The sequence below is a fragment of the Salmonella sp. SJTUF15570 genome (assembly GCF_043357055.1).
Lineage (GTDB): Bacteria > Pseudomonadota > Gammaproteobacteria > Enterobacterales > Enterobacteriaceae > Salmonella > Salmonella enterica.
Window position 1 is genome coordinate 82,475 of sequence record NZ_JBEUKJ010000002.1, and the last position, 15,251, is coordinate 97,725.

The window sequence follows — 15,251 nt, forward strand, 5'->3', positions numbered from 1 at the left end:
GGTAATTATGATCATGCTGATTCTCGCGCCTCTGGTGGGCGTGCTGGGTGCGCTTTTGCTGGCGTATGGTGCCTGGCTGATTTATCCCCCGGCGGGTTTTGTTGTTGCCGGGGCGCTGTGCCTGTTCTGGTCGTGGCTGGTGGCGCGATATCTCGACCGTACACAGTCGTCTGTCGGCGGAGGTAAATAGTGTTCTTTTCGGGATTATTTCAACGAAAAAGTGACGCACCGGTGACCACGCCAGCAGAGCTGGCGGATGCCATCGGGCTGTCGTATGACACCTATACCGGAAAGCAGATCAGCAGTCAGCGGGCCATGCGACTGACGGCGGTTTTTTCCTGCGTCAGAGTGCTGGCAGAGTCGGTCGGGATGTTGCCCTGCAATCTGTATCACCTGAACGGCAGCCTGAAGCAGAGAGCCACCGGCGAACGTCTGCATAAACTGATCTCCACGCATCCCAATGGCTATATGACGCCGCAGGAGTTCTGGGAGCTGGTGGTCACCTGTCTGTGCCTGAGGGGAAACTTTTACGCCTACAAAGTGAAAGCATTTGGCGAAGTGGCTGAACTGCTGCCCGTCGATCCCGGCAGTGTGGTACCGAAGCTTAACAGTAGCTGGGAACCGGTCTATCAGGTCACATTCCCGGATGGCTCCACGGATGTACTGAGCCAGGAGGATATCTGGCATGTGCGTACGCTGACGCTGGACGGACTGGTGGGGCTGAATCCCATCGCCTATGCCCGCGAGGCAATATCGCTGGCGGCAGCGACCGAAGAGCACGGGGCCAGACTGTTCAGCAATGGCGCGGTGACATCGGGTGTTTTGCGTACAGAGCAGACGCTGTCGGATCAGGCTTATGAGCGCCTGAAGAAAGATTTTGAGGAGCGTCACACCGGGCTTGGCAATGCTCACCGCCCGATGATCCTTGAGATGGGGCTGGACTGGAAGTCGATGGCGCTGAACGCCGAGGACAGCCAGTTCCTGGAAACCCGCAAGTTTCAGCTTGAAGAAATCTGTCGTCTGTTCCGGGTGCCGTTGCACATGGTGCAGAACACCGATCGCGCCACCTTCAATAATATCGAAGAGCTGGGGCTGGGATTTATCAACTATTCACTGGTGCCGTATCTGACCCGCATCGAACAGCGGATCAACACCGGACTGGTACGAAAAAGTAAGCAGGGCGTTTATTACGCCAAATTTAACGCCGGGGCGTTACTGCGCGGGGATATGAAGTCCCGTTTTGAAGCCTACGCCACCGGGATCAACTGGGGAATTTACTCTCCCAATGACTGCCGCGACCTGGAAGATATGAATCCGCGTCCCGGTGGTGATGTCTATCTCACACCGATGAACATGACCACGAAACCCTCCGATGGCAGTAAAGCCGGTAAGCAGAAGGATAACGCCAATGCAGACGAAACAACGTCTTGATGTACCGCTGAGTCTGAAATCTGTCAGTGACTCCGGTGAGTTTGAAGGGTATGGCTCCGTCTTTGGTGTAAAGGACAGCCACGATGATGTGGTGATGTCCGGGGCATTTGCTGCTTCCCTGCGGGCGTGGAGTGACAGAAAAGCGTTACCTGCGCTGCTCTGGCAGCACCGCATGGATGAACCCATCGGTGTTTACACCGAAATGAAGGAAGACGATGTCGGGCTTTACGTCAGGGGACGGTTGCTTATTGATGATGATCCCCTCGCAAAACGCGCACATGCACACATGAAGGCCGGTTCGTTAACCGGCCTTTCTATTGGGTACGTCCTGAAAGACTGGGAATACGACCGGAGCAAAGAAGCCTTTCTGCTGAAAGAAATCGACCTCTGGGAAGTCAGCCTGGTGACGTTCCCGTCTAACGACGAGGCGCGGATCAGCGACGTCAAGAACGCACTGGCCCGCGGGGAAATCCCCGAACAGAAAAAAATCGAAAGAGTCCTGCGTGATGTCGGACTCTCCCGTACCCAGGCCAAAGCATTCATGGCCGGGGGCTATGGCGCACTGTCCCTGCGCGACGCTGAGGATGTGGGCTCTGCACTGAATGCACTGAATGCACTGAAAAATCTGAACTTCTAATCAGGAGAAATACGATGGCGGTTGATATTAAAGATGTCGAACAGGTCGCGCAGGAGCTGCAGCAGAAGTTTGACGACTTCAAAGCAAAGAACGACAAGCGCGTGGATGCGATTGAGCAGGAAAAAGGCAAGCTTGCCGGGCAGGTGGAAACCCTGAACGGGAAACTCAGCGAGCTGGAAAATCTCAAAAGCGACCTTGAAAAAGAGCTGCTTGAGCTGAAACGTCCGGCAGGTGGAGCGCAAAATAAACTGGCCACCGAGCATAAAGAGGCGTTTGTGGGCTTTCTACGTAAAGGCCGTGAAGACGGTCTGCGCGATCTGGAGCGTAAGGCATTGCAGGTGGGTACCGATGAAGACGGTGGCTACGCCGTGCCGGAAGAACTGGATCGCAACATTCTTAACCTGCTGAAAGATGAAGTGGTGATGCGTCAGGAAGCCACGGTGATCACCGTTGGCGGTTCCGACTACAAAAAACTGGTGAATCTGGGCGGTACGGCTTCCGGATGGGTGGGGGAAACGGATACGCGATCCCAGACTGCCACCTCCAGACTGGAGCTGATTGAACCTCTCATGGGGGAAATCTACGGCAACCCGCAGGCTACCCAGAAAATGCTGGACGATGCCTTCTTCAACGTGGAGGCCTGGATCAACAGCGAGCTGGCAACCGAATTTGCCGAACAGGAAGAAATTGCCTTTACCTCAGGCGATGGCACCAAGAAGCCGAAAGGGTTCCTGGCGTATGAATCCACTGATGAAACCGACAAGGTCCGGGCGTTCGGCAAACTTCAGCATATTGTATCCGGCGAAGCGACCGCGGTGACCGCAGACGCCATTATCAAACTGATTTACACGCTGCGTAAGGCACACCGCACTGGCGCGAAGTTCATGATGAACAACAACAGCCTGTTTGCCATCCGTCTGCTGAAAGACACCGAGGGTAACTATCTGTGGCGTCCGGGGCTGGAACTGGGGCAGCCGTCCTCTCTGGCGGGTTACGGTATCGCTGAAAACGAACAGATGCCGGATATCGCCGCTGATGCGAAAGCCATTGCATTTGGTAACTTCAAACGGGGTTACACCATCGTTGACCGTATCGGCACCCGCATTCTGCGTGACCCGTACACCAATAAACCGTTTGTCGGTTTTTATACCACCAAGCGCACCGGCGGGATGCTGGTCGATTCGCAGGCCATCAAACTGCTGAAGATTGCAGCGGCGTAATCACTCAGGGGCGCGGAACCGCGCCCCCTGTTCTGACGGGTGAAGAATCATGATCCTGAAACAAGATCTGAAATGGTCACCGGACGGTATGCGTGTTGAGGTCATTCAGGCCGGTGAGTATGACGACGGGGCGCTTCCTGCCCGGGTGCAGGAGATTGCACTTCAGGCCGGGTTAGCAGAGCGCGGAATCAGTGCAAAAAGCAGTAAAGCGGCAAAAGAGAAAAAGCCACGACCAGTAAAGAGGGCTGAGTATGCTTCTGACAATGGAAGAGATTAAAGCCCAACTCCGGCTGGATGAGGATTTCGATACTGATGACCGCCATCTGCAACTGCTGGCATGTGCGGCACAAAAGCGGACGGAAACGTATCTGAACCGGAAGCTCTATGCACCGGATGAAACCATTCCGGACAGCGATCCGGACGGGCTGCACCTGCCGGATGATATTCGTCTGGGGATGCTGATGCTTATCAGCCATTTTTACGAAAACCGCTCGTCGGTTACGGAAGTGGAGAAACTCGACATGCCGCAGAGTTTTGGCTGGCTTGTCGGCCCGTACAGGTACTTTCCGCAATGAAAATTCGTCAGGCGCAGACCAGCGCAACCTACATTCTGCCGGACCCCGGTGAACTGAATAAACGCGTCCTGATCCGCCTGCGGGTGGATATGCCCGCGGATAACTTTGGCGTGGAGCCTCAATACCCGGTTACGTTCCGGACATGGGCGAAGGTTATCCAGACCAGTGCCACCACCTGGCAGGAAACCGCGCAGACCGGGGACGCCATCACCCATTACATCACCATTCGTTACCGCCGGGGGATCACCGCTGATTATGAGGTGGTCTGCGGTGACAGTGTGTACCGGGTGAAACGTCAGCGCGATCTGAACGGGGCGCGGCGCTTTCTGCTGCTGGAGTGTACGGAGCTGGGCGAATGTAGGCAGAGTCACGGAGGCAACAATGACGACTTCCTTTTTGCACGTTGATTTTCAGCAGCCCGCGGAGATGCGCTTTAACCGCGCCCGTGTCCGGCGGGCGTTTGTCACGATTGGTCAGCGTCATATGCGTGATGCCCGTCGGCTGGTGATGCGCCGTGCGCGGTCGGCACCGGGTGAAAACCCCGGTTATCAGACCGGACGCCTGGCTCGTTCGATTGGTTACATGGTACCCAGAGCCAGTAAACATCGCCCTGGTTTTATGGCACGTATAGCCCCTAACCAGCGTAATGGAGAGGGAAACCGCCGTATCACCGGTGATTTTTATCCGGCTTTTTTGTTCTATGGCGTGAGGCGAGGGGAAAAGCGTCGTCGCAGCCATCATCGTGGTGCATCCGGTGGCAGCGGCTGGCGACTTGCTCCACGTAATAACTTCATGGTGGAAACGCTTGAAAAGAACCGCAGCTGGACACGCTATTTTCTGGCGCGGGAATTGCGTAAATCACTGAAGCCGGAGCGACGACACAGATGAAACTGACGCCTGTTATTGCTGCACTGCGTGCCCGCTGTCCGTATTTTGAAAACCGGGTTGCAGGCGCGGCCCAGTTCAAAAATCTGCCGGAGGTCGGAAAGCTGAAGCTCCCGGCGGCATATGTGGTACCGGGTGATGATTCTCCGGGAGAAAACAAAAGCCAGACCGACTACTGGCAGGAGCTGAAAGAGGGTTTCTCCGTGGTTGTCATACTGAGTAACGGGCGTGATGAGCGCGGTCAGTTTGCCTCGTATGATGTGGTGGACGATGTCCGGCAGATGCTCTTTAAGGCTCTGCTGGGCTGGAACCCGGAGGCGTGCGGTAACCCGATTACCTATGACGGCGGCACGCTGCTGGATCTGAATCGTCATGAGCTGATTTATCAGTTCGATTTTTCGGTCATCAGCGAGCTGACTGAAGACGATACCCGCCAGCAGGATGATCTGAACAGTCTGGATGAACTGCAAACGCTGGCGATTGATGTTGATTATCTCGAGCCCGGTAACGGGCCTGACGGCGATATCGAACATCACACCGAAATAACTCTTCCTTCCTGAGGATCCTCATGTTTGTCAAACCTGTTAAAGGGCGGTCAGTTCCTGATCCTGCCCGCGGCGACCTTTTGCCCGCCGAAGGGCGAAATGTTGACGAGAACAACTACTGGCTGCGCCGTGAAGCAGCTGGTGATATCCGGCGCGTGAATAAAAAGGTGAATACCGATGACGATAAGCTTTAACACCATTCCGTCGAATACGCTGGTTCCGTTGTTTTATGCGGAAATGGATAACCAGGCGGCGAATACTGCACAGGACAGCGGAGCATCGCTGCTGATTGGTCATGCCAATAACGGTGCAGAGATTGTTGCCAACAGTCTGGTACTGATGCCGTCGGCAGACTATGCACGCCAGATTTGTGGTGCGGGAAGTCAGCTGGCGCGTATGGTCGAGGCTTATCGCCAGACTGACCCGTTTGGCGAGCTGTATGTGATTGCCGTTCCTGAATCCACAGGCGCGGCGGCAACGGTTACGCTGACGGTGACCGGGGCGGCAACCGAAACCGGCACGGTGAATGTGTATGTGGGACGTACCCGCGTGCAGGCACCGGTGACTAACGGCGATAACGTCACGATGATTGCCAGCAGTATCCAGGATGCCATCAATGCCGTTCCGACCCTGCCGTTTACGGCTTCATCTTCGGCAGGCGTGGTCACACTGACCGCGCGTCATAAGGGGCTTTGCGGGAATGAAATTCCTGTCAGCCTCAATTACTACGGCTTTGGTGGGGGCGAAGTGCTGCCAGCGGGCGTACAGATTGCCGTGGCGACGGGTACCGCCGGAACGGGTGCTCCGGTTCTCACCGGCGCGGTGGCTGCAATGGCGGATGAGCCGTTTGATTATATTGGCCTGCCGTTCAACGACACGGCCTCCGTTAACACGCTGGTGACCGAGATGAACGATACCAGCGGTCGCTGGAGCTATGCGCGTCAGCTGTATGGTCATGTGTATACGGCAAAGACCGGCACGCTGTCAGAACTGGTGACCGCAGGTGACCAGTTTAACCAGCAGCACATTACCCTGGCGGGGTACGAAAAAGACACCCAGACGCCTGCCGACGAGCTGGCGGCAAGCCGTACCGCCCGCGCAGCGGTGTTTATCCGCAACGATCCGGCACGTCCCACGCAGACCGGTGAGCTGGTGGGTATGCTGCCTGCGCCGAAGGGGAAACGGTTCACGATGACCGAGCAGCAGACCCTGCTGTCTCATGGCGTGGCAACGGCGTATGTCGAAAGCGGGGTGCTGCGCATTCAGCGTGATGTCACCACGTACAGGAAAAATGCTTACGGGGTTGCGGATAACAGCTACCTCGACAGCGAGACGCTGCATACCAGTGCGTATGTACTGCGCAAACTGAAATCCGTCATTACCAGTAAGTACGGGCGTCACAAGCTTGCCAGCGACGGTACCCGCTTTGGTCCCGGTCAGGCGATTGTCACCCCGGCGGTAATCAAAGGGGAACTGCTGGCAACCTACCGTCAGCTTGAGCGTGCGGGGATCGTGGAAAACTACGAACTGTTTAAGCAGTACCTGGTTGTGGAGCGTGATGCCAGCGATCCGAACCGCCTGAACACGCTGTTCCCGCCTGACTATGTTAACCAGTTGCGTGTTTTTGCCGTGGTTAACCAGTTCCGTCTTCAGTATTCAGAGGAGTCTGCATAATGGCCCGTATCGGGGGAACCTGTTATTTCAAAATTGACGGTCAGCAGCTATCGCTGACCGGCGGCATTGAGGTGCCCATGAACAGGACGGTCAATGATGACATCATCGGCCTGGACGGTTCAGTGGACCGCAAGGAAACTCACCGTGCGCCTTATGTCAAAGGGACCTTCAAGGTGCCGAAGAATTTTCCGGTGAGCAAAATCACCTCGTCTGATGAGATGACCATCACTGCCGAGCTGGCGAACGGTCAGGTCTATGTATTGTCGTCCGCCTGGCTGCACGGAGAAGCGAACCATAATGCCGAAGAAGGCACGGTTGATCTTGAGTTCCACGGTGAAGAAGGGGATTACCAGTAATGAAAGAGCTTGAGTTAAAGAAACCGATTATCGCTCATGGTGAGACACTCTCCGTACTGGAGTTTGATGAACCCACCGGGAAGGATGTCCGCGAGCTGGGGTATCCCTACCAGATGAATCAGGATGAGTCCGTCAGACTTCTGGCGCATGTGGTGTCGAAATACATTGTGCGGCTGGCGAAAGTGCCGCAAAGCTCTGTCGACCAGATGTCTCCGGCAGACCTGAATGCAGCGGCGTGGCTTGTGGCTGGTTTTTTCCTCCAGGCCTGACGGCTGAATACCTCACTGATCGCTTCTTTGACTGCGCCAGCTACTGGCGCATTAATCCCTTCGAATTGCTGAGTATGCCGATCAGTGAAATTCCCTTGCTGGTCAGTCAGGCAAACAGGATAGAGCAGGAGAAACGCACACATGGCTGAATTTGAGCTTAAGGCGTTGATCACCGGTGTCGACAGGCTTTCTCCCGCGCTGTCGAAAATGCAAAAGAAAATCCGGGGATTTAAACGCCAGGCGGAAGAAGCGTCACAGGGTGGGCTGGCGCTTGGGGGCGGATTGGCAGCGGGTCTGACGCTTTCCCTGAAATCTTATGCCGATCAGGAAAACGCCGCCACCGGGCTGAAAGTCGCCATGATGGATGCGAACGGCGAGGTTGGAAAGAGCTTTCAGGACATCAATAAACTGGCTATTGGCCTGGGTAACCAGCTACCTGGTACAACGGCTGATTTCCAGAACATGATGCAGATGCTGGTGCGTCAGGGGATCCCGGCAGAAAACATTCTGGGTGGTGTGGGTAAAGCGACAGCTTATCTTGCGGTACAACTGAAAAAAACACCGGAAGCGGCTGCTGAGTTTGCTGCAAAGATGCAGGATGCTACCGGAACGGCGTCAGAAGACATGATGGGGCTGTTCGACACTATCCAGAAGGCGTTTTATCTGGGCGTTGACGATACCAACATGTTGTCCTTCTTCACTAAAACCAGTTCTGTTCTGAAGATGGTGAACAAGGATGGTCTTCAGGCTGCACAGAGCCTTGCCCCCATCAGCGTCATGATGGATCAGATGGGGATGAACGGGGAGTCGGCAGGTAATGCCCTGCGAAAAGTTATCCAGTCCGGATTAAGCGTTAAGAAAATCAGGGACGTTAATAAAGTTATGGCCCGCCAGAAACTCGGGGTACAGCTCGATTTTACTGACGGCAAAGGAAGTTTTGGCGGTCTTGATAACATGTTCAGGCAACTGGCAAAGCTGCGAAAACTGACCGACGTTAAGCGAACAGATGTACTTAAGGCAATATTTGGTGATGATGCCGAAACCATTCAGGTGGTCAATGCACTAATCGATAAAGGAAAGGATGGCTACGATCAGATCCAGCAGAAGATGAATAAACAGGCCAGCCTGAATAAACGTGTTCAGGCACAGCTTGGTACGCTGTCCAACCTGTGGGAGGCAATGACAGGGACCGCAACTAACGGCCTTGCGGCTATTGGCGGCGCATTTTCTGGTGACGCTAAAAATATCACACAATGGCTGGGGGAGTTGGGGGAGAAATTCACGAAGTTTGCGGATGAAAATCCCCGGGTTATTCGCGGCGTCGTCGGGCTTGCTGCCGGTCTTGCGATTCTGAAACTGGGATTGATGGGCGTGGGCAGTGCCATCAGTATTGTCAGCAGGATTATGTCGATGACGCCGATTGGCATGATTGCGACGGCGATTGCTCTGGCTGCGGGATTAATTATCACTAACTGGGATGTTGTCGGACCTTATTTCAAGAAGCTCTGGGAAACCATTGGTCCTTATTTTGAGGCAGGTTGGGAACTTCTGAAGAAGGTTTTTGCCTGGTCGCCGCTGGGGATGGTGATCAATAACTGGGGACCGGTTGTTAAGTGGTTTCAGGATATGTGGGACAAGCTGAAGCCAATTATTGAGTGGTTTACCGACAGTTTCGGTGACACGGTCGATGCCATTAACTCTGCGCAGTGGGGCGCGGGTGCTTATGATGCTTATGGGACGGGAATACCGGCGCGGGGATACACACCTTATCCGGCGGTGGATCCGGCTCAGTCAAACAACGCCTCCGATGCCACAGGCTCGAATCCCTTCATGATTAACAAAGCTTCTGTGCCAAAAGTTGATGGTGAGATCAAGGTATCTTTTGTGAATTCGCCTCCGGGTATGCGGGTTATGGAAACGCGATCCAGCGGTTTTGATGTCAGCCATGATGTTGGCTATACGCGGTTCAGGTAGTGTACAAAATGATTAATGTGTTTTTGTCTGGCATAATTTGGGTTTTCAGCTTTAAGTAGTTAATATAATCATTCCTTACAAATGATTGAAGGGATGATTATGCGTATCTTTGTTTTTTTTATATCTGCACTTTTATCTTTTAACTTGGCTGCGGAAGAGTGTAAGTTCAGCTTTAATGAGTCAGAATTAATCTCTTCTATAGGTATTGCACCAGTTAAGCAAGAGATAATAAAGGACGAAGGAATAACTAAGCGGCAATATGAATTCAGAAGAGAATTATCTTCTGAAGAAATGCTTAGTGATGACGCTGATGAAAAATATGAGCCGCAGTTTTATATATCTGTTTATAATCCATCATGCCCACAAAAGGTTATTGTTTGGTTTTTCAAAGACAATAAAAACACAATGGATTTAAGTAATGAGGTCCTTGCTGGTAGAGCGTTCAAGTATTTAACTGGTGTTAATGAAAGTATTTTTGAAAATAAAATGAAAAAGTTTTTAAAGGTACAGTCATTTGAATCTTTTGATGAAAGGACAGATTCTAAATTTATAAAGAGTGGTGATATTTATTCCATTGATGTTCAACTCAGATAGTAATTAAAAATATTAGGTTCCCGCCACATCTTCTGCGATGTAAATAACTGACAAAGCAGATTTGGCGGGTTTTTTGTATCCGGAGTTTATATGACGTGGAAAGACAGGCTTCAGGATGCGTCATTTCGCGGCGTACCGTTTAAGGTTGAAGAAGAAAGTGCGGGAACCGGTCGCCGTGTGGAAACACACGAATATCCGAACCGCGACAAGCCCTATACCGAAGATCTGGGAAAAGTCACTTTCCGCCCGTCCATCACAGCTTATGTGGTGGGAGATGACTGCTTTGACCAGCGCGATCGCCTGATTGACGCGCTGAATAAACCCGGTCCCGGCACGCTTGTCCACCCGACATATGGTGAGCTGAAAGTCTGTGTTGACGGGGAAGTTCGGGTCAGCACATCGAAAAGTGAAGGGCGTATTGTCCGCTTTGACCTGAAGTTTGTCGAAGCAGGAGAACTCTCTTACCCCACATCAGGTGCGGCGACGGCGCAGACGCTGATGTCATCCTGTTCTGCACTGGATGACTGCATCAGTGACAGCTTCAGCGGTTTCAGTATCGATGGTGTGGCGGATTTCGTGCAGAACGACGTTATCGGTAATGCCAGCATAATGCTGGGGTATGTTTCTGATGCGATGAAAGTGGTGGATTCTGCCGTATCGGATGCCGCCAGGCTGTTGCAGGGGGATATCTCGGTACTTCTGCCGCCGCCATCGTCAGGCAAAAATTTCGTTGAGCAGGTGCAGAAAATGTGGCGTACCGGGAAACGCCTTTATGGTAACGCCAGCGACCTGGTCACCATGATCAAAACGCTTTCCGGTGTCAGCCTCGGCAGCGATCTGCAACCGCGCGGCGTCTGGAAAACGGACAGTAAAACCACCGCCACGGCGACGCAGCAGCGTAACGTGGTTGCCAGCACCCTTCGTACGACCGCAATCAGCGAAGCGGCGTATGCCGTCACCCGATTGCCTGCGCCAACAACTTCCGCGGTGATGCAGAATTCCGCAGTGGGGCAGGCAACAACACCCGCGCAGAGCACTGGCTGGCCTTCCGTCACGCATCCGGCACTGAACAATGCACCGGCGGTGAAAAACACGGTTGACCTGCCGACGTGGGAAGAACTGACTGACATTCGCGACACACTGAATACGGCAATTGATAAGGAGTTGTCCCGTACAACCAGCGATGCGCTGTTTCTGGCGCTGCGCCGGGTGAAAGCAGATCTGAATGCGGATATCAACACGCGCCTTGAACAGTCTGCACGGATCATTCAGCGCACACCGGATGAGGTTTTACCCGCGCTGGTGCTGGCGGCGACCTGGTTTGATAACGCGGCGCGTGACGCGGACATTATCCGGCGTAATGCCATTACGCATCCCGGCTTTGTGCCGGTGATCCCTCTGAAGGTGCCAGTGCAATGAACGACAATGTCACGCTACGGGTAAATGGCCGGGAGTGGAATGGCTGGACATCGGTGCGCATCGGTGCCGGTATTGAACGGCTGGCGCGGGATTTCAGTGTGGAGATCACCCGCCAGTGGCCGGGAGATGAGGGTATCACCACGCTTCAGCCGCGCATTAAAAACGGTTCAAAAGTGGAGGTGCTGATTGGTGATGAGCTGGTGATCACCGGCTGGGTGGAGGCGACGCCCGTTCGTTACGATGCCCGTTCGGTCAGCACCGGTATTGCCGGACGCAGTCTGACCGCTGACCTGATTGACTGTGCAGCCGAACCGACACAGTTTAATGGACGATCGCTGGTACAGATTGCGCAGGCGCTTGCTGCGCCTTTCGGCATTGAGGTGGTGAACAACGGTGCGCCGTCGGGTGTTATTCCTGATGTCCAGCCTGATCACGGTGAAACGGTGATTGAGGTAATCAACAAAATACTCGGTCAGCAGCAGGCACTGGCTTACGACGACCCGCACGGCAGGCTGGTGATTGGCGGTATTGGCTCAACGCGGGCACATACTGCGCTGGTACTCGGGGAAAACATCCTTTCCTGCGATACGGAGAAGAGTATCCGGGAGCGGTTTTCTGTTTACCAGGTGGCGGGGCAGCGTGCCGGAAACGACGATGATTTCGGTGAGGCCACCACCACCGCGCTGCGGGCCCGCACAGAGGACGCATTTATTGCCCGTTACCGTCCGATGTATATCAGGCAGACAGGGCAGGCTACGGGGGCAGGCTGTATTGCCCGTGCGGACTTTGAAGCCCGACAACGGGCGGCGCGGACGGATGAAACCACCTATGTGGTGCAGGGCTGGCGACAGGGTAACGGTACGCTGTGGCAGCCCAACCAGCGGGTGATTGTCTTTGATCCGGTCTGTGGTTTCGACAATACCGAACTGCTTGTTTCGGAAGTCACGTTTACTCAGGACCAGAACGGCACCCTGACGGAAATCCGTGTCGGCCCACCTGATGCTTATCTGCCTGAACCCGAAGCCCCCGGCGCGCGGAAAAAGAAAAAAGCCAGAGTACAGGAGGACCCGTTCTGATGAGGACGATTGAAGCCATGCAGCGACAACTCCTCGGCCTGATTGGGCGGGCCGTGGTGAAAAGCATCAGTGCCGCCACGAAATGTCAGACCGTGGATGTGTCCCTGATTGCCGGTGAACCCAAAGCCGGGGTTGAACATCTTGAACCCTACGGTTTTACCTCAAGGGCAAACAGCGGTGCGGAAGCGGTGGTGTTGTTTCCGGATGGCGACCGTTCTCATGCGGTGGTTGTTACGGTGTCGGACCGGCGCTACCGCCTGAAAGGGCTGCAGACGGGTGAGGTGGCTGTCTATGACGATCAGGGGCAGTCCGTGACGCTGACCCGGGAGGGGCTCGTGGTGGACGGTGCAGGTAAAACGATCACGTTTCGCAATTCACCTAAAGCGCGTTTTGAAATGGACCTGGAAGTGACCGGACAGGTGAAAGACCTGTGCGATTCCGGCGGCACCACCATGTCAGCGATGCGGCTTGCCTATAACGGCCATCGTCACAGAGAGAACGGTCAGGGCAGTAACACCGACAAACCGGATAAAGCGATGGAGGCATGATGGAACTGTGGCTGACGGTGAACGGTAAACGCACCTGCGCCAGCGCACCGCTGGATCCGCTGACCCGCGCCGTGGTGATTTCCCTGTTCACCTGGCGGCGGGCGGAGCCTGATGATAATGCCGACGTCCCGATGGGATGGTGGGGGGATACCTGGCCTGCGGTACAGAATGACCGTTACGGCTCCCGACTGTGGCTGCTTCAGCGCAGCAAACTGACCAATCAGCTGGTGCAGACGGTAAGGGGGTATATCCGCGAATGCCTGCAATGGATGATTGATGACGGCGTGGTGTCCCGTATTGATCTGGATATCCGCCGCACCGGGATTAATGAACTGGGTAACAGTATCACTCTCTGGCGTCGTGACGGACCGGTAATGATTTCTTTTGATGATCTGTGGAGTGCGATAACGCATGGCGGACAGTGAATTTCAGCGCCCGACGCTGGCAGAAAATATCAGTATGCTCCGTAACGATTTATTCGCCAGGCTGGACGTCAGCGACACGCTCCGGCGCATGGATGAAGACGTGCGGGCAAAGGTGTATGCGGCGGCGCTGCATACGGTTTACGGTTACATCGATTATCTGGCAATGAACATGCTGCCTGACCTGTGCGATGAGTCCTGGCTGGCGCGACATGCTGCGATGAAACGGTGTCCGCGCAAGGAGGCCACGGCTGCCAGCGGGTATATGCGCTGGGAAGGTGTCAGCGATGGCCTGAAGGTGACTGCCGGGAGTGTTATTCAGCGCGATGACCTGGTTCAGTACACGGCAACTGCCGATGCAACCAGCTCTGGTGGTGTCCTGCGCGTGCCGATCGCCTGCTCAAGTGCAGGTGCGGTCGGTAACGCTGACGACGGTACGGCATTAATCCTGGTCACGCCGGTGAATGGTCTGCCGTCTTCCGGTGTGGCTGACACCCTGACAGGCGGATTTGATACTGAAGAGCTGGAAACGTGGCGCGCCCGCGTCATTGAGCGGTATTACTGGACGCCTCAGGGCGGGGCTGACGGGGACTATGTCGTCTGGGCTAAAGAAGTGCCCGGCATTACCCGCGCATGGACATACCGTCACTGGATGGGAACGGGAACTGTCGGTGTGATGATTGCCAGCAGTGACCTGATTAATCCCATTCCGGAAGAATCAACGGAAACGGCGGCAAGACAACATATCGAGCCACTGGCCCCGGTGGCAGGCTCTGATTTGTATGTGTTCAGGCCGGTGGCACATACGGTGGATTTTCATATCCGTGTGACGCCGGACACACCGGAAATACGGGCTGTCATCACCGCGGAGTTGCGTTCGTTCCTGCTGCGTGATGGTTATCCGCAGGGAGAACTGAAGGTATCGCGTATCAGTGAGGCGATTTCCGGTGCGAACGGGGAATACAGCCATCAGTTGCTTGCACCGGCAGACAATATCTCCATTGCAAAAAATGAACTGGCGGTTCTGGGGACGATTTCATGGACGTGACAAACGATGATTACATCCGTCTGTTGTCGGCACTGCTGCCGCCCGGTCCGGCGTGGTCAGCCAGCGATCCGGCGATTGCAGGTGCGGCACCGTCATTAACCCGTGTTCATCAGCGTGCGGATGCCCTGATGCGGGAGTTGGATCCGCGCACCACCACTGAACTGATAAACCGCTGGGAGCGTCTGTGCGGTCTGCCGGATGAATGTATTCCCGCAGGGACACAGACCCTTCGCCAGCGTCAGCAACGGCTGGATGCGAAGGTTAATCTGGCGGGCGGCATCAATGAGGATTTTTACCTTGCACAGCTTGCTGCCCTGGGCAGACCAGACGCCACTATCACGCGATACGATAAAAGTACGTTCACCTGCTCATCGGCCTGTACTGACGCGGTGAATGCGCCGGAATGGCGGTATTACTGGCAGGTCAACATGCCAGCCGCCACCAACACCACCTGGATGACATGTGGCGATCCCTGTGATTCCGCACTGCGTATCTGGGGCGACACCGTTGTCGAGTGCGTGCTTAACAAACTCTGCCCTTCGCATACCTACGTAATTTTTAAATATCCGGAGTAATCC

The 15,251-nt window shown here is 54.7% G+C and carries 20 protein-coding genes and 1 pseudogene; all 21 read left to right on the forward strand.

Translation table 11 applies throughout. From position 1 onward, the window contains the following. Window positions 1-7: 7 nt before the first annotated feature. The 21 genes and pseudogenes from ymfR to ABVN44_RS04045 all read left to right on the forward strand — a co-directional run bounded on the left by ymfR (window position 8) and on the right by ABVN44_RS04045 (window position 15,248). Window positions 8-190 (forward strand): protein YmfR, encoded by a 183-nt coding sequence (gene ymfR, locus ABVN44_RS03945; RefSeq protein WP_000605606.1) that lies wholly within the window; start codon window positions 8-10, stop codon window positions 188-190. Next, window positions 190-1,431 (forward strand): phage portal protein, encoded by a 1,242-nt coding sequence (locus ABVN44_RS03950; RefSeq protein WP_001514795.1) that lies wholly within the window; start codon window positions 190-192, stop codon window positions 1,429-1,431. Before ymfR ends, ABVN44_RS03950 begins: the two co-directional genes overlap by 1 nt. Next, complete coding sequence (locus tag ABVN44_RS03955) at window positions 1,409-2,068, forward strand: HK97 family phage prohead protease (RefSeq protein ID WP_022630979.1); 660 nt, start codon at window positions 1,409-1,411, stop codon at window positions 2,066-2,068. Before ABVN44_RS03950 ends, ABVN44_RS03955 begins: the two co-directional genes overlap by 23 nt. 14 nt (window positions 2,069-2,082) lie before the next feature. After that, window positions 2,083-3,288 carry a phage major capsid protein gene (locus ABVN44_RS03960; protein ID WP_000257507.1) on the forward strand — a complete coding sequence of 402 codons (1,206 nt, stop codon included), beginning with the start codon at window positions 2,083-2,085 and terminating at the stop codon, window positions 3,286-3,288. A gap of 49 nt (window positions 3,289-3,337) precedes the next feature. Beyond that, window positions 3,338-3,537: pseudogene (locus ABVN44_RS03965) on the forward strand (hypothetical protein). 2 nt (window positions 3,538-3,539) lie between these two features. Next, complete coding sequence (locus tag ABVN44_RS03970; RefSeq protein WP_000927719.1) at window positions 3,540-3,863, forward strand: head-tail connector protein; 324 nt, start codon at window positions 3,540-3,542, stop codon at window positions 3,861-3,863. Next, complete coding sequence (locus tag ABVN44_RS03975) at window positions 3,860-4,270, forward strand: phage head closure protein (protein ID WP_000702388.1); 411 nt, start codon at window positions 3,860-3,862, stop codon at window positions 4,268-4,270. The genes ABVN44_RS03970 and ABVN44_RS03975 overlap by 4 nt, the downstream gene beginning before the upstream one ends. Then, entirely contained in the window at window positions 4,245-4,751 is a 507-nt protein-coding gene (locus tag ABVN44_RS03980) for a hypothetical protein (RefSeq protein ID WP_022630978.1), read from the forward strand. Before ABVN44_RS03975 ends, ABVN44_RS03980 begins: the two co-directional genes overlap by 26 nt. After that, complete coding sequence (locus ABVN44_RS03985) at window positions 4,748-5,308, forward strand: hypothetical protein (RefSeq protein ID WP_000779279.1); 561 nt, start codon at window positions 4,748-4,750, stop codon at window positions 5,306-5,308. Before ABVN44_RS03980 ends, ABVN44_RS03985 begins: the two co-directional genes overlap by 4 nt. Before the next feature lie 8 nt (window positions 5,309-5,316). Then, entirely contained in the window at window positions 5,317-5,487 is a 171-nt protein-coding gene (locus tag ABVN44_RS03990) for a DUF2635 domain-containing protein (RefSeq protein ID WP_000497751.1), read from the forward strand. Next, the gene (locus tag ABVN44_RS03995) at window positions 5,471-6,967 is read left to right on the forward strand and encodes a phage tail sheath subtilisin-like domain-containing protein (RefSeq protein ID WP_022630977.1); all 1,497 of its coding nucleotides are present in this window, start codon (window positions 5,471-5,473) and stop codon (window positions 6,965-6,967) included. The genes ABVN44_RS03990 and ABVN44_RS03995 overlap by 17 nt, the downstream gene beginning before the upstream one ends. After that, window positions 6,967-7,323: a phage tail tube protein gene (locus ABVN44_RS04000; protein ID WP_000090998.1), complete on the forward strand. Its 357-nt coding sequence runs from the start codon at window positions 6,967-6,969 to the stop codon at window positions 7,321-7,323. The genes ABVN44_RS03995 and ABVN44_RS04000 overlap by 1 nt, the downstream gene beginning before the upstream one ends. Continuing rightward, on the forward strand, window positions 7,323-7,592 hold the full coding sequence (locus ABVN44_RS04005) for a phage tail assembly protein (protein ID WP_000661047.1): 270 nt from the start codon (window positions 7,323-7,325) through the stop codon (window positions 7,590-7,592). Before ABVN44_RS04000 ends, ABVN44_RS04005 begins: the two co-directional genes overlap by 1 nt. Window positions 7,593-7,733: 141 nt before the next feature. Then, complete coding sequence (locus ABVN44_RS04010; protein WP_022630976.1) at window positions 7,734-9,566, forward strand: phage tail tape measure protein; 1,833 nt, start codon at window positions 7,734-7,736, stop codon at window positions 9,564-9,566. Between the two features lie 99 nt (window positions 9,567-9,665). Continuing rightward, complete coding sequence (locus ABVN44_RS04015) at window positions 9,666-10,160, forward strand: hypothetical protein (protein WP_001219112.1); 495 nt, start codon at window positions 9,666-9,668, stop codon at window positions 10,158-10,160. Window positions 10,161-10,250: 90 nt separating this feature from the next. Further along, entirely contained in the window at window positions 10,251-11,579 is a 1,329-nt protein-coding gene (locus tag ABVN44_RS04020; protein WP_000219913.1) for a DNA circularization protein, read from the forward strand. Next, window positions 11,576-12,655 carry a phage baseplate assembly protein gene (locus ABVN44_RS04025; RefSeq protein WP_000999499.1) on the forward strand — a complete coding sequence of 360 codons (1,080 nt, stop codon included), beginning with the start codon at window positions 11,576-11,578 and terminating at the stop codon, window positions 12,653-12,655. Before ABVN44_RS04020 ends, ABVN44_RS04025 begins: the two co-directional genes overlap by 4 nt. After that, complete coding sequence (locus ABVN44_RS04030) at window positions 12,655-13,203, forward strand: phage baseplate assembly protein V (protein ID WP_022630975.1); 549 nt, start codon at window positions 12,655-12,657, stop codon at window positions 13,201-13,203. The genes ABVN44_RS04025 and ABVN44_RS04030 overlap by 1 nt, the downstream gene beginning before the upstream one ends. Continuing rightward, complete coding sequence (locus ABVN44_RS04035; RefSeq protein WP_000424732.1) at window positions 13,203-13,628, forward strand: phage GP46 family protein; 426 nt, start codon at window positions 13,203-13,205, stop codon at window positions 13,626-13,628. Before ABVN44_RS04030 ends, ABVN44_RS04035 begins: the two co-directional genes overlap by 1 nt. Then, the gene (locus ABVN44_RS04040) at window positions 13,615-14,673 is read left to right on the forward strand and encodes a baseplate J/gp47 family protein (protein ID WP_022630974.1); all 1,059 of its coding nucleotides are present in this window, start codon (window positions 13,615-13,617) and stop codon (window positions 14,671-14,673) included. The genes ABVN44_RS04035 and ABVN44_RS04040 overlap by 14 nt, the downstream gene beginning before the upstream one ends. Further along, the gene (locus ABVN44_RS04045) at window positions 14,664-15,248 is read left to right on the forward strand and encodes a YmfQ family protein (protein WP_000383548.1); all 585 of its coding nucleotides are present in this window, start codon (window positions 14,664-14,666) and stop codon (window positions 15,246-15,248) included. Before ABVN44_RS04040 ends, ABVN44_RS04045 begins: the two co-directional genes overlap by 10 nt. Window positions 15,249-15,251 lie beyond the last annotated feature (3 nt).